Here is a 20236-nt window from a genome sequence, read left to right as displayed (position 1 = left end):
TCCGGCCCGTCGGCCGGTTCGTTGCCCCCGGGCCCTATCGTGTCCGCCAGCGCGGACCGGTGGCAGGTCCGGGCGGACGGGAGACGGCATGGCGGCGCACCGGGCGGACGATCCCCGCGAACGCTCCGACGGCATCGGCTGGGTGACCCGGGCGATCTTCGGTGACCCCCGGCTGTGGCTGGACGTCTCCGCCGCCCCACCCCCGCCGGGTCACCGCGTCGCCGCCCGCTACGCGGTGGTGCCGTCGGTGGCGCGGGCGAAGTTCCTGCTGCCGCTGGCCTCCCGGCGGGTCGGGGCCGCGTCGACGCTGGCGTACAACGCGCTGCGGCCGCGCCGGGTACGGGCCAACCGGCTCGCCGTCGGCGTGCTGGCCGGGCTCGGCGCCACCGGGCTGGCCCGGATGCCGGTGCTGACGGTCGCCGTGCCGGACGGGGTCGAGGAGACCGAGCTGCTGCTGGCCGCGCACCTGGGCCGGCTGGCCGGCCGCCGGCTGCACGCGGCGATCGGCATCCGGCCGCCCGACCCGCACCACAAGCCGACCCTGCAACTCTTCGACGACCGGGGCGCGGCCCGCGGGTACGCGAAGATCGGCTGGAACGACGCGACCCGGGCGATGGTGGCGGCGGAGGCGGTCGCGCTGCGCGAGCTGCCCCGCGACGGCGGCGACTTCCCGGACGTGCCCCGGGTGCTGCGCGAGCTGCGCTGGGGCGACCTGGCGGTGACCCTGGTCGAGCCGATGCCCGCCCGGGTCCGCCGGCTGTCGCACCCGGAGCGTCCCGAGGTGGCCGCGATGCTGGCGGTGGCCCGCCGGGGTGGCCCGGCGGCGGCGCCCCGCCCGCTGCGCGGTTCGCCGTTCCTGGCCGACCTCGGCGCGCGCGCCGAACGGGCCGGCGGTCCGGTCGTCGACGCGGTCGCCGCGCTCGTCGCCCGCGACGGCGACACCACGCTGGAGTTCGGCCACTGGCACGGCGACTGGGTGCCCTGGAACCTCGGCCGCCACGGCGGCCGGTTGGTCGCCTGGGACTGGGAGAACAGCGGAGCGCACCGCCCGGTCGGGTTCGACCTGGCCCACCAGGGGTTCCAGAGCGCGCTGTCGCTGGGCGGCCGGCCGGTGCCGGAGGCGGCCGGCGAGATGGTCGCGGTGCTCCAGCGGCACGGCGAGTCGTTCGGGCTGGACGCGACCCGCCGGCGGCTCGTCGCCGACGCGTACCTCGTCGAGCTGTGGCTGCGCACGGCGGAGCTGGCCGCCGGGGGCGGCGGCTGGAGCGACCGGCTGCACCCCGCGCTGCTGCACGTCCTCGCCGAGCGGCTGTCCGACGGGACCGGCTGATCGGGGCGCGACTGTCGGGGAGGCGACCGGCAAACCCGGGAAAAAGCCGCGTGAGCGATCTGCTCACTACCGCTCATCGGAACCGGTCCTCTAGGGTGTCAACACTCGATCACCACCTGCCGGCGACGGCGTGGTCGATCCTGCCCGGCGTGGGGGCGCCGCCGGGCTCCGTGTGGGGCGGCCGGCGGTGGGCCGGCGTGGCAGGGGGACGGATGGCAACGGCAGGTGACGTCGGGCGCGGGGCCGCCCGGCGGACGGTGGTCGGCGGGTCTACCGGCCGACGGAACGGCGGCGACCGACGATGACCCTCATCTACGCGCTGGGGCTGTTGGCGGTGCTGGTGCCCGCGGTGCTGACGCCGGTGGCGGCGACCCGCTGGGCGCCGGTGGTCCATGACGGTCGGGCGGCGCACCGGCTGCGGGTGGCGGTGGCCGGGCTGACCGCCGCGTTCGGCCGGAGCGGGGCCGCGCTGGTCGTGCTGCTCGCCGGCTGCGCCGCGGTGGTGGCGATCTGCTGGCCGCTGGGGGAGGCGCTGGCCCGCCTCGAACCGCACGTCGACCATCCGGTCTTCGACTACGTGCACGCCCGACGGGTCGACACCTGGGCGGAGTTGAACTCCTTCTACACCGCGCTCGGTGACCGGTATCCGTTGAAGTGGGTCACCGGCGTGGCGACGCTGGTCTTCGTCGTCCTGTGGCGGCGCCGCCGGTGGTGGGTTCCGCTGGTCGTACTGCCCCTGCAGTTCATCGTCGAGCAGTACGTCCAGGCCATTCTGGCGACGATGGTCGACCGGGGCCACCCCCCGACCGACCTGGGCACCTACCCGTCGGGCGGGTGCGCGCGGATCATGATGACCTTCGGCACCATCGCCGTGCTGGCGATGTTGACCTGGCGCCTGCCGCGCGGCGTCCGGGTGGCCCTGGTGACCCTGGTGGTGACGCTGGTCAGCCTTGAGGGCTACACGCGCATCTACGCCGAGAAGCACTGGCTGACCGACGTGCTCGGCGGCTGGATCTTCGCCACCCTGCTGTTCGCGGTGACGGCGCTGGCGCTGCTCGTCGCGGAGGGTCGGGTCCGGCCGCCGGCACCGTCCGGCGTGACCACCTCGGCGACCCCCGAACCCGCGATGACCGCCACCTGAGCACGAGCCCCGACGCCGCATCCCTTGCGGCGGCCGGAACGCCCGTCCCACCACTCCTCACCACGGAAGCTGGCACCGACGTGACCACCCTTCTCGTCGCCTCCACCGGTGGACACCTCGCCGAGCTGCACGACCTGGCCCCCCGACTCGGTGTGCAGGACGACTGCGTCTGGGCCACCTTCGACTCGCCGCAGAGCCGGTCGCTGCTCGACGGCCAGGAGGTCATCCACGTCCCGCCGGCCACCACCCGGGACGCGGTGGGCGCGCTGCGTGACCTCCTCGCGGCCCGCCGGGTGTTCGGCGGCGGACGGTTCCGGCAGGTGATCAGCACCGGCGCCAGCGTCGCCATGTCGTTCTTCCTGCCCGCCGTCCGCCACGGCCTGGCCTGCCACTACATCGAGAGCGCCACCCGCACCGAGGGTCCCTCGCTCACCGGACGGCTGGTCGCCCGGGTGCCCCGCACCCGGCTCTACACCCAGTACCCGGGCTGGGCCGCCGGCCGGTGGACCTACGGCGGCTCCATCTTCGACGGATACCTCGCCACCCGGCGGGCGACGCCCCGGCCGGTGTCGCGGATCGTGGTCGCCCTCGGCACCCACGACCGGTTCGGGTTCCCCCGGTTGCTGCGTCGCCTGATCGACGTCCTCCCGCCGGAGGCGGAGGTCCTCTGGCAGGTCGGCTCGACGGTCGTCCCGAGGATGCCCGCCGGCGCCCGCCGCCAGGTGCCGTACGCCGAGATGCAGCAGGCCATGCGGGAGGCGGACGTCGTCGTCACGCACGCCGGGGTCGGCTCGGCGCTGGCCGCGATGCGGGCCGGGCACCGTGCCGTCTACGTGCCCCGCCGCCGCCGGCACGGCGAGCACGTCGACGACCACCAGGTCGCGATGGCCTGCGAACTGGACCGCCGGGGGTTGGTGCTGGCCCGGGAGGCCGACGAGATCACCGTCGACGACCTGGCCGAGGCGGCATCGTGGACGGTCGGCGCGAGCGGCGCGCCGGCACCGTTCCGGTGGACGACGTGACGCCCGGCCCGGTTGGCACGTCCACCGGTCGAGACGCGATCCTCGTCCACGGTGGGCGGTGCCGCCGCGACCCGGACGGCGGGACCGGACCGAGCCGCCGTCGGAGCGGACCGGTCGGTTGATGGTGCGACAAATCGGAACGCAGCAAGCTACGCAGGATCTCACTTCATCATTGGGGGCGCCCGTGCTTCTCAGAACGTCGTCTCGATCGCGCCGGGTGCCGGCGCTGCGGCGGTGGCTCGCCGCGCTCGCCGCGCCGGTGCTGGCCGTCAGCCTGCTGGCGGCGCCCGCCCGGGCGGACGGCCTTCCGCCGGTGCCCATGACCCTCACCTCGGCGAACCCGGCCGACAACATCCCGCACGCGCAGAACGGCGACGTGAAGGCCTTCGCCGAGATCGGCGCCACCGTCTACGTCGGTGGCTCGTTCACCTCGATCAAGGCGGCCGGCGACGCGAGCTGGACGGCCCGCAGCTACCTGTTCGCGTACGACCGGGTGAGCGGGGCGCTGAAGGCGGGCTTCGCGCCGGCGCTGGACGGTGCGGTGCACGCGCTGGCGGCCAGCCCGGACGGCAAGCTCATCGTCGGCGGCGCGTTCGGCACGGTCAACGGCGTGGCCCGCAAGAACCTGGTCGAGCTGGACCCGACCACCGGCGCCACCGTCGCCTCCTGGGTCGGCCGCAGCGACGGCGGGCTCGTCCGGCGCACCGTCGTGCTGGGCAACAAGCTCTACATCGCCGGCGCCTTCCACTGGGTCAACGGCACCCAGCACTCGCTGCTGGCCCGGCTGGACGCCACCACCGGCGCCATCGACCCGACCTTCCAGATCGACGCCAGCGTCGCGCGCAGCAGCGCCGAGCTGGTCTGGGGCCTCGCCGTCGCGCCCGACGGCGGGACGCTGGTCGCGGTGGGCAACTTCACCCAGGTCAACGGGCAGGCGCGCAACCAGGTCGTGGTCGTCGAGAACCTGACCGGTACGCCGGCCGTCGCCAACTGGAGCACCCAGCGGTACGTGGCGCAGTGCGGCGCGGGCTTCCCGTTCTATGCCCGCGACGTCGACTTCTCCGACGACGGCAGGTACTTCGTGATCGCCGCGGACGGCGGCCGGGCCGACGGGGCGTACTGCGACACGATTGCCCGGTTCGAGACCGCCACCCGGGGCGCGGCCATCGACGGCACCTGGGTGGACGACACCGGCCACGACTCGGTGACCTCGATCGAGGCGGCCGACAACGTGGTCTACGTCGGCGGTCACTTCCGGTGGCTGAACAACGCCAACGGTGACGACTCCGCGGGCGCGGGCGCCATCAACCGGTACGGCCTGGGGGCGCTCGACCCGAGCAACGGCATGCCGCTGGTGTGGAACCCGACCCGCTCGGGCGCGCCGGCCGGCACCACCGACTGGGGCCCGATCCTGTGGGAGTTGTGGCGCGGCAGCAACGGTCTGCTCGCCGGCTTCGACAACGACGGCCTCGGCAACGAGTACCACGGCCGGATGGGGCTGTTCCCGCTGGCCGGTGGCCGGACGGTCCCGGCGGTCAACGCGCCGTCGGCCGCCTCGGGCTACCTCTACGTCGGCACCGCCAACGGCCAGGCCACCAAGGTGCCGTTCGACGGCACCACGCTGGGCACCCCGGTGGCCAGCAGCCAGCCGAACCTCACCGCGGCGGGCGCGGCGTTCTCCGTCGGCAACAAGCTCTACTGGTCCAAGACCGACGCGACCGCGCCGAACGGCAGCTACCTGGACGTGTCGATCTTCTCGGGCGGCTCGGTGGGCGTGCCCTGGATCAGCAGCGGCTACAACAACTGGTTCAAGGCCGCCACCATGAGCGGGGCGTTCTACCTCGACGGCCGGATGTACTACACCAAGGCCGGCACGAACAGGTTGTTCTACCGCTACCTGGAGCCGGACGGCTACATCGTCGGCTGCACCGAGTTCACGCTGCCCAGCCTGAACCTCGCCTGGGGCAACGTCCGGGGCATGGCCTGGGTGACCGGCAAGATCGTGTACGGCAACGCCGACGGCTCGCTGCGGGCTGTCCCGTTCGACGAGACGGCCGTCGACGGCACCGCCTCGGTCCAGCTCGCGCCCGCCTCGGCCGGCGTGAACTGGTCCAGCCGGACGCTGTTCTTCGCCACCTCCTGACCCGATCCGGGTTCCGGGCGGTCCGCCGGTGTCCCCGTGACACCGGCGGACCGCCCGTACCGCAGGGGGCCGGTCGGCTGTCGACCGCGGGTGAACGGTCGGCGACAATGAGACGACCCACCGGCCCCGGCGCGGTCGTCACCCGGCCGGTGCCGGCCACCCCTTCCTCATCGCGCAAGGACCTGACCTGATGGACGTGACCGACGTCGCTTCCGCCCGGCAACGCCCGGTCGGCCTCGTCGAGCTGGCCCGCATCCCGCTGCGGCGGTGGCGGATCGTGCTCGCCTCCGCGGCGCTGGTGCTGGCGGCCGTGCTGGCCTACCTGTTCGTGCTGCCCGCCACCTACACCGGGACCACGGCCGTGGTGGTCCGGCCGGTGGTGACCGACCCGTTCTCGGTGCCGTCCGGCGGCGCCGACCGCGCGGTGAACATGACGGCCGAGAGCGGGATCGCCACCAGCAACGACGTCATCGACAAGGTCGCCGGCATCACCGGGCGGGACACCAAGGAGGTGGCCGACGCCCTGGAGGTGGAGACCCCGGTCGGTGGGCAGGTGATGCGCTTCAGCTACGCCGGGCACAGCGAGCGCGAGGCGGTGGACGGCGCGAACGGCGCCGCCGAGTCGTACCTGGAACTGCGCAAGGGCATGTACGAGAACCAGCGCGCCGCGGTGCTCAAGTCGTACGACGACACGATCGACCTGGTCACCGCCCAGCGCACGACGACGCAGCGGTCGCTGCCGGCCAACCAGAGCTCCAGCAACCCGTCCCCGCGCACCAGCGCCCTGCTGGACCAGCTGCGGGCGCTCAACGACCAGCTCGCCACCCTCGCCGAGCAGCGGTCCAAGGTGGCCTCCGCCGACCTGAGCCCCGGCTCGGTGACCAGCGCCGCCCGTACCCCGGTGCCCTCCAGCCGGGACGCGGCGCCGCTGCTCCTGGTCGCCGGCCTGCTCGGCGGGCTGCTCCTCGGCGGGCTGGTGGCCTTCGTCCGGGAGTCCCTGGACCGCCGGGTGCGCACCGCCGCCGAGGCCGCCGCGACGATCGGCGCGCCGTTGCTCGGCACGGTGCGGTGCCGCCGGGGCGGCCAGCCGGACGAGTCGGACCTGCGCTACCTCGTGCTGGCCCTGGGTCGCTGGGTCGACGGGCCGCAGCGGACCCCGCTGGTGGTGCTCTCCTCGGCGACCGACGAGGGCCGCGAGCAGGTCACCGCCGGGCTCGCCGCGGTGCTGGCCGCCGCCGGCCACGACGTACGCCTCGGTGTCACGCCGGAGAGCCTGGACCGGATCCGCCCGCTGATGCTGGACGCGCAGCGCCGCAACCCGCCGGTGGAGCCGGCCCGCTCCCGCCCGCTGCCCCGTCCCCGCCCGGTGCCCGCCACCACCCCGGCGATGACGGCCGCCGGGCCGGAGGACACCGCCGTGATCCCGGCGGTCCGTAAGCCCCGACCGTTCCCCACCCCCGCCGAGGCGAAGAACGGCGCGGTGTACCGCTCCACCACCACTCCGGAGGACAAGACGGAGATCATCCCGACCGCCCGGCCGGCTGCCGACGGCGCGGCGACCGACGGGCAGGAGCTGCGGATCGGCACCGGCAAGGTCCGCCTCGTCGACCTGGACGGCACCTCCTCGGAGGGGCTCACCGTGCTGGACGCGCCGCCCGCGCTGCACGACGAGCGCGGGGTCCGGGCCGCGCGGGAGGGCCGGGCGCTGCTGGTCGCGGCCCGGGACCGGACCCGGACGGGTCAGCTGACCCAGCTGGTGGACCGGCTGCGCGCCGTCGGGGTGGTGCCGGTCGGGTTCGTGCTGACGGGAGACGGCCGTGACTGACCGCGACCAGCCGGGCGCCGCGACGGCGTACCCCCCGGTGACCGTGGTGGTGGCCACCCGGGACCGGCCGGGGCTGCTGGAGCGGGCCGTGCGGGCGGTGCTCGACCAGGACTACCCGGGGCCGGTCGAGTGCCTGGTGGTGTACGACCACACCGAGATCCGCCCGCTCGACCTGGCCGTACCGGCCGGGCGCACCCTGCGGTACGTCACCAACACGCACCGGCGCGGGCTGCCCGGCGGCCGTAACACCGGCGCGGACGAGGCGACCAGCGACCTCATCGCGTTCTGCGACGACGACGACTTCTGGCTGCCGACCAAGCTCGCCCGGCAGGTGGAGTTGCTGGCGGCCCGCCCCGACGCCGCCGCCGCGAGCTGCGGCATCCGGCTGGAGGGCCCGGGCATCGCCAAGGAGCGGCGCCTGGACCGGGCCGAGGTCGGCCTGCCCGACTTCGTCGAGGACCGGGTGATGGAGGTGCACTCCAGCACCATCCTGGTCCGGCGGTCCACGTGGGACGCGGTCGGCCCGGTCGACGAGGAGCTGCCGGGCGGCTACGGCGAGGACTACGAGTGGCTGCTGCGGGTGGCCGCGCACGGGCCGGTGGTGATCGTGCCGGAGGTGCTGGTGGTGGTGGACTGGCACGGCGGGTCGTTCTTCTTCGGCCGCTGGGCGATGATCGTCGAGGCCACCCGCTACCTGCTGGACAAGCACCCGGAGCTGGCCGGCAGCCGGACCGGGCTGGCCCGGCTGCACGGCCAGATCGCCTTCGCGCTCGCCTCCGGGCGGCGGCGTCGGGAGGCGCTGCGCGAGCTGGGCCGGGTGGTCCGGCTCAACCCCCGCGAGAAGCGGGTGCTGGTGACCGTGCCGGTGGTGCTCGGCCTGCTCTCCGGGGAGCGGGTGCTCCGGCTGGCCCAGCGCCGGGGCCGGGGTGTCTGACCGGCGGCCCGGGGCGACGCCGCCGCTGCCCGTCTGGCCGCTGACGGCCATGTTCGCCCTGATGCCGCTCTGGTGGGCGCTGGGCGCGTTCTACCTCGGCTGGTCGGTCTTCGGGGTGGTGCTGCTCGCCCTGCTGGTCACCCGCGGCCGGGTCGCGCTGCCCCCCGGCAGCGCCGCCTGGCTGGTCTTCCTCACCCTGGTGCTGCTCAGCGCCACCCGGCTGGACCGGGCCACCGCCTACCTCACCTTCGGGCTGCGCTTCGGCTTCCTGGCGACCGCGCTGGTGGTCTGCGTGTACGTGCACACCCTGGTCCGCGACGGCACCCGGTGGGACCGGGTGCTGCGCCCGCTGGGCTGGTACTGGCTGGGCGTGGTGGCGCTGGGTTGGCTGGCCGTGCTGATGCCTACCTTCGCCCTGACCACCCCGGTGGAGATGGCCCTGCCGCAGAGCATCTCGGGGGAGCGGTTCATCCAGGCGCTGACCCACGTACGGGCCAACGAGTTCAACCCGCAGTCGCGCACGCCGATCTACCGCACCGCGGCGCCGTATCCGTACACCAACAACTGGGGTACCGCGTACGCGTTGCTGGTGCCCTGCGTGCTGGCGTACCTGACCTCGGTGCGTACCGGGCGGTTCCGGGTGGCGCTGTGGGTGTCGCTGCCGCTGTCGGTGGTGCCGGCGTTCCTGACGCTCAACCGGGGCATGTTCCTCGGCCTCGGCGCCGGCCTGCTCTACCTGGGCCTGCGCGCCCTGGTCCGGGGCAACGCCCGGCTGATCGTCTCGATCGGCGGGCTGGTGGTGCTGGTCTGGGTGGTCAGCCTGGTCGTGCCGGTGCAGGAGATGATCGACGCCCGGGTCAGCAGCACCGACACCAACGTCGACCGGATGGACCTCTACGTGCGGACGTGGCAGGCGGTGGAGCGCTCGCCGCTGCTCGGGTACGGCGCGCCGAAGAGCGTGGACACCACCCTCGCCGAGGAGCCGCTGGGCACCCAGGGCCTCATCTGGCAGATCCTCTACAGCCACGGCATCCCGGCGCTGGTGGTCTTCCTCGGCTGGCTGGTGCTGGTGGCCCGGCGGCTGGCCGCCGCGGTCTCGCCGGCCGGGCACTGGCTGAGCACCGTCCCGGTGATCGCGCTGGTGGTCATCCCGGTCTACGCCTACATCGACCCGAACCTGTCGGTGATCTTCTTCGCGGTCGGGGCCGGGTTGGCGGCGGTCGGCGGGCCGGTCAACCGGGCCCCGACCGGCCCGTCCACCATGGCGCAGCCGGTGCCGCTGGCGCCCTGGCGTACCCGGGGGATCGGCCGGGCCACGGTGCCGGCGCCGCCGGTGCCCCCGCCCGCGCCGCCGCCGGCGACCGGGGTGGCCGCCGTCCCGCTGCGCATGCCGCAACCGCCGGCCCCGCCGGCCGTGCCTCCCGCGACCGTCCCGGCCCCGAGCGCCGCGCCGGTCGTGCCGGCGCCGCGATCCGCGCCGGCCACGCCGCCCGCGTCGATCCCGGCCCCGAATGCCACGCCGGTCGTGCCGGCACCGCGATCCGCGACCGCCCCACCTCCGTCGGCCGCCCCGCCGGCAACGACGGCGGCGGAGGTCACGGCCGGCGTGCCCGCGCCCCGGGCCGCGACCACCCCGCCTTCCGCGCCGGCCCCGACCGTGCCGGCGGCGGCCGAGGCGGCCCGGCCGCCGACGTCCGAGCCGGACCGGCCGGTCGCGGACGCGCCACGCCAGGGAGGGACGGCATGACCGATCCGGGTACGCGGCCGACCGGCGCGGCCGCCACGGCCGTCGCGGACGCCGGTGGGTCGGCCGGTGAGCGGGAGGTACGCCGCAGCACGCGCAGCGGGATGGTCGGGCTGGCCGGCGCGGCGGTCAACGGCCTGCTGGGCTTCGTGCTGACCGTGGTGATCGTCCGTGGGTTGGGGCCGGCCGGGTCCGGCGCGATGTTCACCGCGATCGGCGTGGTGGCGATCATGGGTGTGCTCTGTTGCGCCGGCGCCGACACCGCGCTGGTCTGGGCCCTGCCCCGGCGCCGGACGGGTCGCGACGGTGACGCCGCCCGGCTGCTGCCCGTAGCCCTGCTTCCCGCGCTGTTGTTCACGGTGGTCGTGGCGATGGCCGGCGTGGCCCTCTCCGGGGCGCTCGCGCCGGTGCTGTTCGACCCGGGCACGCATGCGGGGGCCGGCCTGCTCCGGCTGGCCTTCGCCGGCCTGCCGTTCGTGGTGGCGACCACGGTGCTGCTGGCCGCCGTGCGGGCGGTGCGACCGGTCGCCGCCCTGGTGGCGGTGCAGTACGTCTTCGTGCCGGCGGCCCGCCCGGCCCTGGTTTCGGCGGCGCTGCTCGCCGGCGCGGGGGTGACGGTGGCCTTCGCCGGCTGGCTCGCCCCGATCGCCGTGGCCGTGCTGGTCTGCGCGGCGCTGCTGGCCCGGCCGCTGGGCCTGGGGGCCGGCGCCGCGCTGCGCCCGGTCGGCGCGGACTGGCGGACGCTGTGGGGCTTCGCGCTGCCCCGGGCCGCCTCGGCGACCATCGACGCCAGCAGCATGTGGCTGACGGTGCTGCTCACCGCCGCGCTCGCCGACCAGGCCGAGGCCGGCATCATCGGCGCGGTCGGCCGCTACGCCCTCGCGGGCCTGCTCATCATGCAGGGCCTGCGGGTGGCCGTGGCGCCCCAGCTGTCCCGGCTGCTCGGGCAGGGGCGCACCGGGGAGGCGGCCCTGGTCTACCGGCGGATCACCGCGGTGATCATCGCGCTCTCCTGGCCCGCCTACCTGCTGCTGGCGGTCTTCGCGCCCGGTTTCCTGCGGCTGTTCGGCGCGGAGTTCACCGCCGGCGCCGCCGCCATGGTCGTGCTCGCCGGGGCGATGATGGTCAACTCCGGGACCGGGATCGTGCAGACCCTGCTGCTGATGAGCGGCAGCAGCGGGCGGCACCTGCTGGCCGCCGCCACCGGGCTGCTGCTCAACGTGGCGCTGGCCGTGCTGCTGATCCCGCCGCACGGAGCGCTCGGCGCGGCGGTGGCCTGGACGGTCGGCATCGTGGCGGAGAACGTCATCGCGACGGTGGCCGCCCGCCGGGTGGTCGGCGAGCCGCTGATCACCCGCTCGGTGCTGCGCGCCGCGGCCGCCGCCGGCACCGCCACCGCCGTGCTGGCCACGGCCGGCGCGACCGTCGCCGGCCGGGGCGTGGCCGGGCTGTTCCTCACCCTCGGGGTCGCGGTGCTGCTCGGCGCCGCGCTGCTGCTGCACCCGGGGGTACGCCGACGGGCGCGGGCGACGGCGCCGACCCTGCTCGGCCGTGGGCCGAGCTGACGAGGAGGACGAGATGACGATGCGGGACAGGGTCAAGGCGCTGGTGCCCGCCCCGGTGCGGGCCGGGGTGCGCACCTCGCTGGTCCGCTACGGGGAGCGCACCAGCGACCGGCGTCCGCTGCCGGACTTCCTCATCATCGGCACCAAACGCGGCGGCACCACCTCGCTCTGGCGCTACCTGCTGGAGCATCCGCTGGTGCCCCGGCTCTTCCCGGCCTGGAACACCAAGACCTCGCACTACTTCGAGGACACCTTCGCCCGGGGCGAGACGTGGTACCGCTCGCACTTTCCGACCCAGCGGCAGCGGTGGGCGCTGGAACGCCGGCACGGCGGCCCGACCCGGGTGGGGGAGGCCGCGCCGCTCTACATGTTCCACCCGCAGGCGCCGGGGCGGGTGGCGGACCTGATCCCCGCCGTGAAGCTGATCGTGCTGCTGCGCGACCCGGTGGAGCGGGCGTACTCGCACTGGAAGGAGCGGCGGACCGAGGGAGTGGAGCCGCTGGACTTCGCCGAGGCGCTGGCCCGGGAGGAGGAGCGGACGGCGGGGGAGCGGGAGAAGCTGATCGCCGACCCGACGTACGTCAGCACCGCCTACGACTGGTACACCTACCGGGCCCGGGGCCGCTACCTGGAGCACCTGGAGCCGTGGCTGGACCGCTTCGACCGCGGGCAGTTGCTGATCCTGCCCAGCGAGACGCTGTACCGCGAGCCCGCCGCCACCTACGCCCGGGTGCTGGACTTCCTCGGCCTGCCGGCCCACCAGCTCGACCGGTACGAGGTCTTCAACGACCGGCGCAGCAGCGCGATGGACCGGTCGGTCCGCGACGAGCTGACCCGGTACTACGCGCCGTACAACGAGGCCCTGGCCAGCCGGCTGGGCATGACCTTCGACTGGGGGAGCTGACCGTGGCGAGCGGGACCCGGACCAACGACGACAACCCGACGGCACGCCGCCGGAGTTCCCTGAACGCGCTGCGCTTCCGCCTGGTCGACTCCCCGGACTCGTACGGCGCGAAGCGCCGGGCGAAGCGGGCGCTCTGGCTGTCGGAGACGTTCCCCGACCTCGCCCAGATGTCCGTGCTCGACCTCGGCGGCCGGGTCGACAGCTGGTCGACGGTGCCGGTACGCCCGAAGCACGTGCACGTGGTCAACCTGGAGCCGCTGCCGGCGGAGCTGCCCGACTGGGTGGAGGCCGACCACGCCGACGCCTGCGAGCTGCCCCCGGCCATCCTGAGCCGCCGCTACGACCTGGTGTTCAGCAACAGCGTGCTGGAGCACGTGGGCGGGCACGAGCGGCGCCGCCGGATGGCCGAGGCGATCCGGACGCTCGCTCCCCGGCACTGGGTGCAGACCCCGTACCGGTACTTCCCGGTGGAGCCGCACTGGGTGGCGCCCGGCATGCAGTTCCTGCCGGTGCCGGCCCGGGTGGCGGTGGCCCGCAAGTGGCCGCTGGCCTACACCCCGGGCAAGTCCTGGGACCAGGCCATGAAGCAGGTGCTCACCACCGAGCTGATCGGTCGGGCCGAGATGCGCTACCTCTTCCCCGACTCGACCATCCGGGCCGAGCGGATGCTCGGCCTGACCAAGTCGATCATCGCGGTCCGGACGGTCTGACGGGCCACCGGTGACCCGCCCGGCGGACGTCCGCGTCCGCAGGGCGGGACGCGCCGGGCGGCACGTCGGGGCGGCGACCGACCGTGACAGACTGAGCGCTGTGTTGCGCTGGCTGACTGCAGGTGAATCCCACGGACCCGCCCTCGTCGCGATGCTCGAGGGGGTGCCCGCCGGGATCGAGGTGACCACCCGGGAGATCTCCGACGAGCTGGCCCGGCGCCGGCTCGGCTACGGCCGGGGCGCCCGGATGTCGTTCGAGCGGGACGAGGTCGAGGTCATCGGCGGCCTGCGGCACGGCGTCACCCTGGGCAGCCCGGTCGCCATCCGGGTCGGCAACTCCGAGTGGCCGAAGTGGCAGACCGTGATGGCCGCCGACCCGGTCGACCCCGACGAGCTGGCCCGGCAGGCCCGCAACGCCCCGCTGACCCGCCCCCGGCCCGGCCACGCCGACCTGGCCGGCATGCAGAAGTACGGCCACACCGACGCGCGGCCCATCCTGGAGCGGGCTAGCGCGCGGGAGACCGCCGCGCGGGTGGCCGTCGGCACGGTGGCGAAGGCGCTGGTGAAGCAGGCCCTCGGCATCGAGATCGTCTCGCACGTGGTGGAGCTCGGCCCGGTCGCCGCCAAGCCGGGCCTGCGGCCCCGGCCGGAGGACGCCGAACGGATCGACGCCGACCCGCTGCGCTGCCTGGACCCGGCGGCGAGCGCCCGGATGGTCGCCGAGGTCGACGCCGCGAAGAAGGCCGCCGACACCCTCGGCGGCGTGGTCGAGGTGCTGGCGTACGGGGTGCCGCCGGGCCTGGGCAGCCACGTGCAGTGGGACCGCAAGCTCGACGCCCGGCTGGCCACCGCGCTGATGTCCATCCAGGCCATCAAGGGCGTGGAGATCGGCGACGGCTGGCAGCAGGCCCGCTCCCGCGGCTCCGAGGCGCACGACGAGATCATGCCCACCGCCACCGGCGTCCGCCGGGTCACCGACCGGGCCGGCGGCCTGGAGGGCGGCATCACCACCGGTGAGCCGCTGCGGGTGAAGGCCGCGATGAAGCCGATCTCCTCGCTGAACCGGGCGCTGGCCACGGTCGACGTGACCACCGGCGAGCCGGCCACCGCCATCAACCAGCGCTCCGACGTCTGTGCCGTGCCGGCCGCCGCCGTGGTCGCCGAGGCGATGGTGGCGCTGGTGCTGGCCGAGGCGGCCACCGAGAAGTTCGGCGGCGACTCGGTGACCGAGATCCGCCGCAACCTCGCCGGGTACCTCGACGCGCTGGTGATCCGGTGACCGGCCGGGCGGCGGCGGGACGGAGCGTGCTCCGGTGACGAAGCCGGTCTGTGTGCTGGTCGGGGCCCCGGGCTCCGGCAAGACCACCGTCGGCGAGGAGTTGGCGGCGCTGCTCGGGGTCGACTTCCGGGACACCGACGCCGACATCGAGCGCCTGGCCGGCAAGCCGATCCCGGAGATCTTCATCGACGAGGGGGAGGCGCACTTCCGTACCCTCGAACGGGCGGCGGTGGCGGCGGCGCTGGCCTCGCACGGCGGGGTGCTCGCCCTCGGCGGCGGCGCGGTCCTCGCCGAGGAGAACCGCGCCGCGCTGGTCGGGCACACCGTGGTGCACCTGTCGGTGGAGCTGCCCGACGCGGTGAAGCGGGTCGGGCTCGGCGCCGGCCGGCCGCTGCTCGCGATCAACCCGCGGGCCACCCTCAAGCACCTGATGGACCAGCGCCGCCCGCTCTACGCCGAGGTGGCGACCGCGACCGTGGTGACCGACGGGCGTACCCCGCCGGAGCTGGCCGCGGAGATCGTCGCCCTGCTCAAGCCCTGACCCGGCCGGCGGTCAGCTCCGGGCGATGGTGTCGAGCAGGTCGGCGAGGGCCTTCGGCTCGCTCAGCATCGGCCAGTGGCCGGTCGGCAGCCCGTGCAGCTCGGCGCCGGTCAGACCGGCGAAGAACGGGTGGCCCTCGGCGATCATCGCGGCGGCCACCTCCACCGGGAAGGTGCACGCCACCAGCGCGGTCGGCACCGGCCGCCCCCCGGTACGCCGCACCGGGTCGGTCGCCGCGCCCAGCGGGTGCCCGGTGGACCGGCGCCGCAGCAGCGCCAGCGCGCCGTCGTCCAGGCCGGCCAGGTTCTGCGGGTCCTTGGCCGGCTCCCAGGCCGGCGGCGGCAGCAGGTGCCCGTCGCCGATCCGCGCGCGCAGCCGCTCCTGCTCCTCCGGCGGGTTGACGTCGAACTGGGACATGCCGTCGGGCAGCGGCCCGCTCTCCACGTAGACCACCCGGGCGATCCGGTCCGGCATCCGGTCGGCCGCCTGGGTCACCGGCATCCCGCCGCCGGAGTGCCCGACCAGCACCACGTCGCGCAGTTCCTCCGCCTCGATGAGCGCGGTGAGGTCGGTGGTGTGCGTCTCCAGGCCCACCTCGGGGCCGGCCAGGTGGGCCCGGTCGGCCACTCCGGTCAGCGTCACCGCGTACACGTCGTGGCCGCGCCCGCGCAGGTCGGCGGTCACCTCCCGCCACGCCCAGCCGCCCAGCCAGAATCCCGGCACCAGCACGAACGTCGCCATCTCGGATCTCCCTCGTCTCGATGTCCACGGACACCGTAAGCTGGAATCCGGACAGTTTCCGCCCGGTATTGCGAGGTGGCCCGTGTCACATCCCGCCGGTCGGGTGCTCGCGATGCTCGAACTGCTCCAGAGCCACCACCGGCTCACCGGCGTCGAGCTGGCCGACCGGCTGCGGGTCGACGAGCGCACCGTGCGTCGGTACGCCGCCACCCTGGTCGACCTCGGCATCCCGGTCACCGCCGAGCGGGGCCGGTACGGCGGCTACCGGCTGCGCCCCGGCTACAAGCTGCCGCCGTTGATGCTCACCGACGACGAGGCGGTCGCGGTCCTGCTCGGCCTGGTCGCGGCGGAACGGCTGGGGCTGGGCACCGACGAGCCGGCCACCGCCACCGCCCTGGCCAAGATCCGGCGGGTGCTGCCGGCTCCCCTCGCGGAGCGGCTCGCCGCCGTCCAGGACCACCTCGGCTTCACGCTGCGCCGCGCCGACCCGGCGCTCCGCCCGGCCACCGGCACGCTGCTCGCCCTCGGCGCGGCGGCTCGGCAGCGGCGGCGGGTGACGCTGGACTACCGCTCCTGGCGGGGTGACCCGTCGCGGCGGCAGCTTGACCCGTACGGGCTGGTCTTCCACGCCGGCCGCTGGTACGTCACCGGTTACGACCATCTCCGCGACGAGGTACGCACCTTCCGGCTGGACCGGATCGGCGCGGTCAGCACCGGCCCGGAGACCTTCGCCGTGCCGGACGACTTCGACCCGGTGGCGCAGGTGACCCGTTCGTTGGCCGGCGTGCCGTACGCGCACTCGGTCGAGGTGCTGCTGGAGACCGACCTGGTCGCCGCCCGACGCCGCATTCCGCCCAGCGTCGGCGAGCTCACCGAGGTCGCCGACGGGGTGCTGCTGCGGACCCGCGCCGAGCACCTCGACGGGATGGCGCAGCTGCTCGCCGGGCTCGGCTGGCCGTTCACCGTGCTCCGCCCGGACGCGCTGCGCGACGCCGTCCGCGCCCACGCGACCCGACTCGCCGGCTGGGCTGACCGGCCCGGCGAGGCCCCACCGTCCGACTGACGAACCAGACCCCGGCGAAGCCCGCGCCTGGCCGGGACCGGTAGCACCGGCAGGACCGGCGGCGGCCGGGACCGACGGCGGCCCCGGCCGGGACCGGCGGACGGGGTCCCGGTTCAGGCGGGCGCCGGCGGCGGCTCGGACCGGGCGCGCCGGGCCACCGGCCGCCAGGTGACCAGCAGGGCGAGGGCGAGCAGGATCTCGGCCAGGTCGCCGCCGTAGTACATCAGCGTCGCCGCCGTCCGCAGCTGCGCCACCGGCGCGGCCGCGTCGACCAGGCCGGCGTACATGAGCTGGGCCAGGGTGGCGTGCGCGGCCACCGACAGCCCCAGCACGACCAGCCGCAGCGGCACCCCGGGGCGGTGCGGCCCCGGGTCGGGGCCGGCGATCGCCCAGGTGAAGAGGTACCCGCTGGCCAGGAAGTGCAGCAGCACCAGGTCGTGCAGCCCCGGGTGGGCCAGGGTGGCCCGGTACAGCGGGGTCAGGTGCAGCAGGTAGAGCCCGCCGGCGGTGAGCAGCAGGCCGGTGACCGGGTGGGCGGCCACCCGCGGGACCGGGTGGCGCAGCACCCGCAGCGCCGCCCGCCCGACGTCGCGGCGCACCGTGCGCAGCGCGAGGGTGCCGGGCGCGCCGAGCACCAGCCCGAGCGGCGCCAGCATCCCGACCAGCAGGTGCCGCCACATGTGCCCGACCAGGTCGTGGCCGGGCAGCACCGCGGCCACCGCGAGCAACGCGGCGCCCGCACCGAAGCTCGCGGTACGCCAGTGGCTCCAGCCACCGCGCCCCGGGTCCCGCTGGCGCAGCGCCGCGGCCAGGTAGACCCAGAAGACCAGCAGCGGTACGAGCAGCAGCGGGCCGACCCCGTCGCCGTGCTGCCCGGTCATCGCCGGTCGGCGCAGGTGTCCAGCGTGCCGGCGCGGCGCTGCACCGCCCAGCCCACGGCGATCAGCGCCGCGCCGAACAGCAGGAAGCCGACGTCCCAGGCCGTCTGGTGGGGGCCGCCGTGCACGTGGTGGATGCCCAGCAGGTGGTGGTCGACGAGCCCCTCGACCAGGTTGAACAGGCCCCAGCCCACCAGCGCCCAGCCCCACAGCGCCGGGGAGCGCCAGAGCCGGCCGCGGGACCGGGTCACCCGGGCGTAGAGCAGGGCCAGCCCGGTGAGGACCGCCACCCAGGTGACCACGTGGAAGATGCCGTCCCAGAGGGTGTTCATCTGCAGGCCGGAAACCGTGTCCACCGGGTACGCCCGGATCCCGACGTTGTCGGTGTCGGTGCTGCTGAGCAGGTGGTGCCACTGGAGCACCTGGTGCAGGACGATGCCGTCGGCGAAACCGCCGAGCCCGACGCCGAGGATGGTGGCGGGCAGCCGGATGTCGGCGCCGTCGATGGTCGTGGTGGCCATGGGGAACCTCCGCCGTCGTGGGTCCGGTCCGCTTCGCCCTACCCCCGGCCCTTACGAGCCGAACGTACCCGGTGGCCGGCAATGTCGCTTGCCACCAGGTGGACGAGCGCCGTCGCGGCGGTGCCGGCTGCACTAGGCTCCCCTGCGATGGACGAGGTGACCCGGATTCCGGTCGGCGGCGAGCGGCCGTACGACGTGCTCGTGGGACGCGACCTGCTCGATCCGCCGCCGCGGCTGCTGCCCGGCGCCGAGCGGGTCGCGCTGCTCTTCGCGCCGCCGCTCAAGGACCTGGCCGACACGCTGGCCGAGCGGCTGCGCGCGGCCGGGGTGACCCCGCTGCCGATCGAGGTGCCCGACGCCGAGGCGGGCAAGCGGATCGAGGTGGCCGCCGACTGCTGGGAGCGGCTCGGCGCGGCCGGGTTCACCCGTACCGATGCGGTGGTCGGGGTGGGCGGGGGCGCGGTGACCGACCTGGCCGGCTTCGTCGCCGCCTGCTGGCTGCGCGGAGTGCGGTGGGTGCCGGTGGCGACCTCCCTGCTCGGCATGGTGGATGCCGCGGTCGGTGGCAAGACCGGCGTGAACACCGCCGCCGGCAAGAACCTGGTCGGCGCGTTCCACCCACCGGCCGGCGTGCTCTGCGACCTGGCGACGCTGGACAGCCTGCCCCCGGCCGACCTGGCCGCCGGGATGGCCGAGGTGGTCAAGTGCGGCTTCATCGCCGACCCGGTGATCCTCGACCTGGTCGAGCGGGACCCGGCCGCCGCCGTCGACCCGACCGGCCCGGTGGCCCGCGAGCTGATCGAGCGGGCGATCCGGGTGAAGGCCGACGTGGTCTCCGGCGACCTGCGCGAGTCCGGGCTGCGCGAGGTGCTCAACTACGGCCACACCCTGGCGCACGCGATCGAGAAGGTGGAGGGCTACCGCTGGCGGCACGGGCACGCCGTAGCGGTGGGCACCGTCTTCGCCGGCGCCCTGGCTCGGCTGGCCGGCCGGCTCGACGCCGCCACCGCCGAACGGCACCGCACGGTGATGGCCGCGCTCGGCCTGCCCACCAGCTACCCGGCCGACGCCTGGCCCGACCTGCTGGCCGCGATGCGGGTGGACAAGAAGGCCCGGGGCAGCACCCTGCGCTTCGTGGTGCTCGACGCCCTGGCCCGGCCGGCGATCCTGGAAGGGCCGGACGACGAGCTGCTGCACGCCGCCTACCGGGAGATCGCCTCGTGAGGGTGTACGTGCTGAACGGGCCGAACCTGGGCCGGCTCGGCACCCGGCAGGTCGACGTGTACGGCGTGACCAGCTACGCCGACCTGGTGACGCTCTGTGTGGACACCGGCCGCGAGTTGGGGCTGGACGTGGTCGTCCGGCAGACCGACGCCGAGCACGAGCTGCTGGGCTGGCTGCACCAGGCGGCCGACGAGCAGGCGGCGGTGGTGCTCAACCCGGCCGCCTGGTCGCACTACTCGATCGCCGTCCGGGACGCCTGCGCGATGCTTCACGGGCCGCTGGTGGAGGTGCACATCTCCAACATCCACGCCCGGGAGGAGTTCCGGCACCACTCCGTGGTCTCCGCCGTGGCGACCGGGGTGATCTGCGGCCTGGGCGTCGACGGCTACCGCCTCGCCCTGCGCCACCTGGCCACCCGCCTCGGCGCGACCGGCTGAACGGTCGCCCGACCGGCCGACCGTCCCCTGCAACCGGCGCCGCCCGCCGCCGTCGCGGCGCCGCTCGCCACCCTCGCCGCCGCACCCACCCTCGCGCCCCGGGCGCCGGGCGCCGGGCCACAGCGTGACCGGCGGCACGATCGCCGGCGACGGCCGGGGCACGCCGCGCGCGGCGTGGTGTCTTCGACGATCACCGTCAGTGGTGGGCGAGTCATGCAACGCTCGGTGATGTGC

18 protein-coding genes are annotated in these 20236 nt (G+C 75.2%); 15 read left to right on the top strand and 3 right to left on the bottom strand.

Going from position 1 to position 20236, the window contains the following annotated elements; translation table 11 throughout:
• Nucleotides 1-88 precede the first annotated feature (88 nt).
• The 12 genes from ACTMS9_RS29195 to ACTMS9_RS29140 all read left to right on the top strand — a co-directional run bounded on the left by ACTMS9_RS29195 (nt 89) and on the right by ACTMS9_RS29140 (nt 15138).
• On the top strand, nt 89-1330 hold the full coding sequence (locus tag ACTMS9_RS29195; RefSeq protein WP_441166500.1) for a hypothetical protein: 1242 nt from the start codon (nt 89-91) through the stop codon (nt 1328-1330).
• Nucleotides 1331-1631: 301 nt separating this feature from the next.
• Nucleotides 1632-2471 (top strand): phosphatase PAP2 family protein, encoded by an 840-nt coding sequence (locus tag ACTMS9_RS29190; RefSeq protein ID WP_441166499.1) that lies wholly within the window; start codon nt 1632-1634, stop codon nt 2469-2471.
• Between the two features lie 80 nt (nt 2472-2551).
• On the top strand, nt 2552-3493 hold the full coding sequence (locus ACTMS9_RS29185) for a glycosyltransferase (RefSeq protein ID WP_441166498.1): 942 nt from the start codon (nt 2552-2554) through the stop codon (nt 3491-3493).
• A gap of 121 nt (nt 3494-3614) precedes the next feature.
• Nucleotides 3615-5636 (top strand): hypothetical protein, encoded by a 2022-nt coding sequence (locus ACTMS9_RS29180; protein ID WP_441166497.1) that lies wholly within the window; start codon nt 3615-3617, stop codon nt 5634-5636.
• A gap of 190 nt (nt 5637-5826) precedes the next feature.
• Nucleotides 5827-7461 (top strand): Wzz/FepE/Etk N-terminal domain-containing protein, encoded by a 1635-nt coding sequence (locus ACTMS9_RS29175; RefSeq protein ID WP_441166496.1) that lies wholly within the window; start codon nt 5827-5829, stop codon nt 7459-7461.
• The gene (locus ACTMS9_RS29170; protein WP_441166495.1) at nt 7454-8395 is read left to right on the top strand and encodes a glycosyltransferase family 2 protein; all 942 of its coding nucleotides are present in this window, start codon (nt 7454-7456) and stop codon (nt 8393-8395) included. The genes ACTMS9_RS29175 and ACTMS9_RS29170 overlap by 8 nt, the downstream gene beginning before the upstream one ends.
• Nucleotides 8388-10142 carry an O-antigen ligase family protein gene (locus tag ACTMS9_RS29165; protein WP_441166494.1) on the top strand — a complete coding sequence of 585 codons (1755 nt, stop codon included), beginning with the start codon at nt 8388-8390 and terminating at the stop codon, nt 10140-10142. Before ACTMS9_RS29170 ends, ACTMS9_RS29165 begins: the two co-directional genes overlap by 8 nt.
• The gene (locus ACTMS9_RS29160) at nt 10139-11704 is read left to right on the top strand and encodes a lipopolysaccharide biosynthesis protein (protein ID WP_441149177.1); all 1566 of its coding nucleotides are present in this window, start codon (nt 10139-10141) and stop codon (nt 11702-11704) included. The genes ACTMS9_RS29165 and ACTMS9_RS29160 overlap by 4 nt, the downstream gene beginning before the upstream one ends.
• Nucleotides 11705-11723: 19 nt before the next feature.
• The gene (locus ACTMS9_RS29155; RefSeq protein ID WP_441166504.1) at nt 11724-12608 is read left to right on the top strand and encodes a sulfotransferase domain-containing protein; all 885 of its coding nucleotides are present in this window, start codon (nt 11724-11726) and stop codon (nt 12606-12608) included.
• A gap of 167 nt (nt 12609-12775) precedes the next feature.
• A complete protein-coding gene (locus tag ACTMS9_RS29150; protein WP_441149241.1) occupies nt 12776-13318 on the top strand; it encodes a class I SAM-dependent methyltransferase in 543 nt (180 codons plus the stop codon).
• A 100-nt stretch (nt 13319-13418) separates the two neighbouring features.
• Entirely contained in the window at nt 13419-14597 is a 1179-nt protein-coding gene (gene aroC, locus ACTMS9_RS29145) for a chorismate synthase (RefSeq protein WP_441166493.1), read from the top strand.
• Nucleotides 14598-14631: 34 nt separating this feature from the next.
• Nucleotides 14632-15138 carry a shikimate kinase gene (locus tag ACTMS9_RS29140; RefSeq protein ID WP_210776852.1) on the top strand — a complete coding sequence of 169 codons (507 nt, stop codon included), beginning with the start codon at nt 14632-14634 and terminating at the stop codon, nt 15136-15138.
• 12 nt (nt 15139-15150) lie between these two features.
• Here ACTMS9_RS29140 and ACTMS9_RS29135 read toward each other — a convergent pair whose 3' ends face one another.
• Nucleotides 15151-15879 (bottom strand): alpha/beta fold hydrolase, encoded by a 729-nt coding sequence (locus tag ACTMS9_RS29135; protein ID WP_441166492.1) that lies wholly within the window; start codon nt 15877-15879, stop codon nt 15151-15153.
• A gap of 82 nt (nt 15880-15961) precedes the next feature.
• Here ACTMS9_RS29135 and ACTMS9_RS29130 point away from each other — a divergent pair, with 82 nt between their 5' ends.
• Entirely contained in the window at nt 15962-16942 is a 981-nt protein-coding gene (locus ACTMS9_RS29130) for a helix-turn-helix transcriptional regulator (RefSeq protein ID WP_441166491.1), read from the top strand.
• A 113-nt stretch (nt 16943-17055) separates the two neighbouring features.
• On the opposite strand, the gene ACTMS9_RS29125 is transcribed toward ACTMS9_RS29130, so the two are convergent.
• Together ACTMS9_RS29125 and ACTMS9_RS29120 are read right to left on the bottom strand one after the other, a co-directional pair.
• Nucleotides 17056-17823: a cytochrome c oxidase assembly protein gene (locus ACTMS9_RS29125; protein ID WP_441149182.1), complete on the bottom strand. Its 768-nt coding sequence runs from the start codon at nt 17821-17823 to the stop codon at nt 17056-17058.
• The gene (locus tag ACTMS9_RS29120; protein ID WP_441149183.1) at nt 17820-18341 is read right to left on the bottom strand and encodes a DUF2243 domain-containing protein; all 522 of its coding nucleotides are present in this window, start codon (nt 18339-18341) and stop codon (nt 17820-17822) included. The genes ACTMS9_RS29125 and ACTMS9_RS29120 overlap by 4 nt, the downstream gene beginning before the upstream one ends.
• Before the next feature lie 147 nt (nt 18342-18488).
• Here ACTMS9_RS29120 and aroB point away from each other — a divergent pair, with 147 nt between their 5' ends.
• Both aroB and aroQ read left to right on the top strand, forming a co-directional pair.
• Entirely contained in the window at nt 18489-19565 is a 1077-nt protein-coding gene (aroB, locus tag ACTMS9_RS29115; RefSeq protein WP_441166490.1) for a 3-dehydroquinate synthase, read from the top strand.
• Nucleotides 19562-20002 carry a type II 3-dehydroquinate dehydratase gene (gene aroQ / locus ACTMS9_RS29110; protein ID WP_441149185.1) on the top strand — a complete coding sequence of 147 codons (441 nt, stop codon included), beginning with the start codon at nt 19562-19564 and terminating at the stop codon, nt 20000-20002. Before aroB ends, aroQ begins: the two co-directional genes overlap by 4 nt.
• Nucleotides 20003-20236: the final 234 nt, after the last annotated feature.

Origin of the sequence: Micromonospora sp. L31, from assembly GCF_052068075.1 — a bacterium.
In the GTDB taxonomy this organism is placed as follows: Bacteria; Actinomycetota; Actinomycetes; order Mycobacteriales; family Micromonosporaceae; genus Micromonospora; species Micromonospora purpureochromogenes.
The sequence above is the reverse complement of the archived record's forward strand: the minus strand, read 5'-3'. Positions and strand labels throughout refer to the sequence as shown.

Excerpts from the sequence above, each read along its gene's own strand:
- ACTMS9_RS29150 (WP_441149241.1), top strand. The coding sequence starts at position 12,776 with ATGTCCGTGCTCGACCTCGGCGGCCGGGTCGACAGCTGGTCGACGGTG.
- ACTMS9_RS29180 (WP_441166497.1), top strand. The coding sequence starts at position 3,615 with ATGGTGCGACAAATCGGAACGCAGCAAGCTACGCAGGATCTCACTTCA.
- ACTMS9_RS29125 (WP_441149182.1), bottom strand. The coding sequence starts at position 17,823 with ATGACCGGGCAGCACGGCGACGGGGTCGGCCCGCTGCTGCTCGTACCG.
- ACTMS9_RS29120 (WP_441149183.1), bottom strand. The coding sequence starts at position 18,341 with ATGGCCACCACGACCATCGACGGCGCCGACATCCGGCTGCCCGCCACC.
- ACTMS9_RS29195 (WP_441166500.1), top strand. The coding sequence starts at position 89 with ATGGCGGCGCACCGGGCGGACGATCCCCGCGAACGCTCCGACGGCATC.
- aroB (WP_441166490.1), top strand. The coding sequence starts at position 18,489 with ATGGACGAGGTGACCCGGATTCCGGTCGGCGGCGAGCGGCCGTACGAC.
- ACTMS9_RS29175 (WP_441166496.1), top strand. The coding sequence starts at position 5,827 with ATGGACGTGACCGACGTCGCTTCCGCCCGGCAACGCCCGGTCGGCCTC.
- ACTMS9_RS29155 (WP_441166504.1), top strand. The coding sequence starts at position 11,724 with ATGCGGGACAGGGTCAAGGCGCTGGTGCCCGCCCCGGTGCGGGCCGGG.
- ACTMS9_RS29160 (WP_441149177.1), top strand. The coding sequence starts at position 10,139 with ATGACCGATCCGGGTACGCGGCCGACCGGCGCGGCCGCCACGGCCGTC.
- ACTMS9_RS29135 (WP_441166492.1), bottom strand. The coding sequence starts at position 15,879 with ATGGCGACGTTCGTGCTGGTGCCGGGATTCTGGCTGGGCGGCTGGGCG.
- ACTMS9_RS29190 (WP_441166499.1), top strand. The coding sequence starts at position 1,632 with ATGACCCTCATCTACGCGCTGGGGCTGTTGGCGGTGCTGGTGCCCGCG.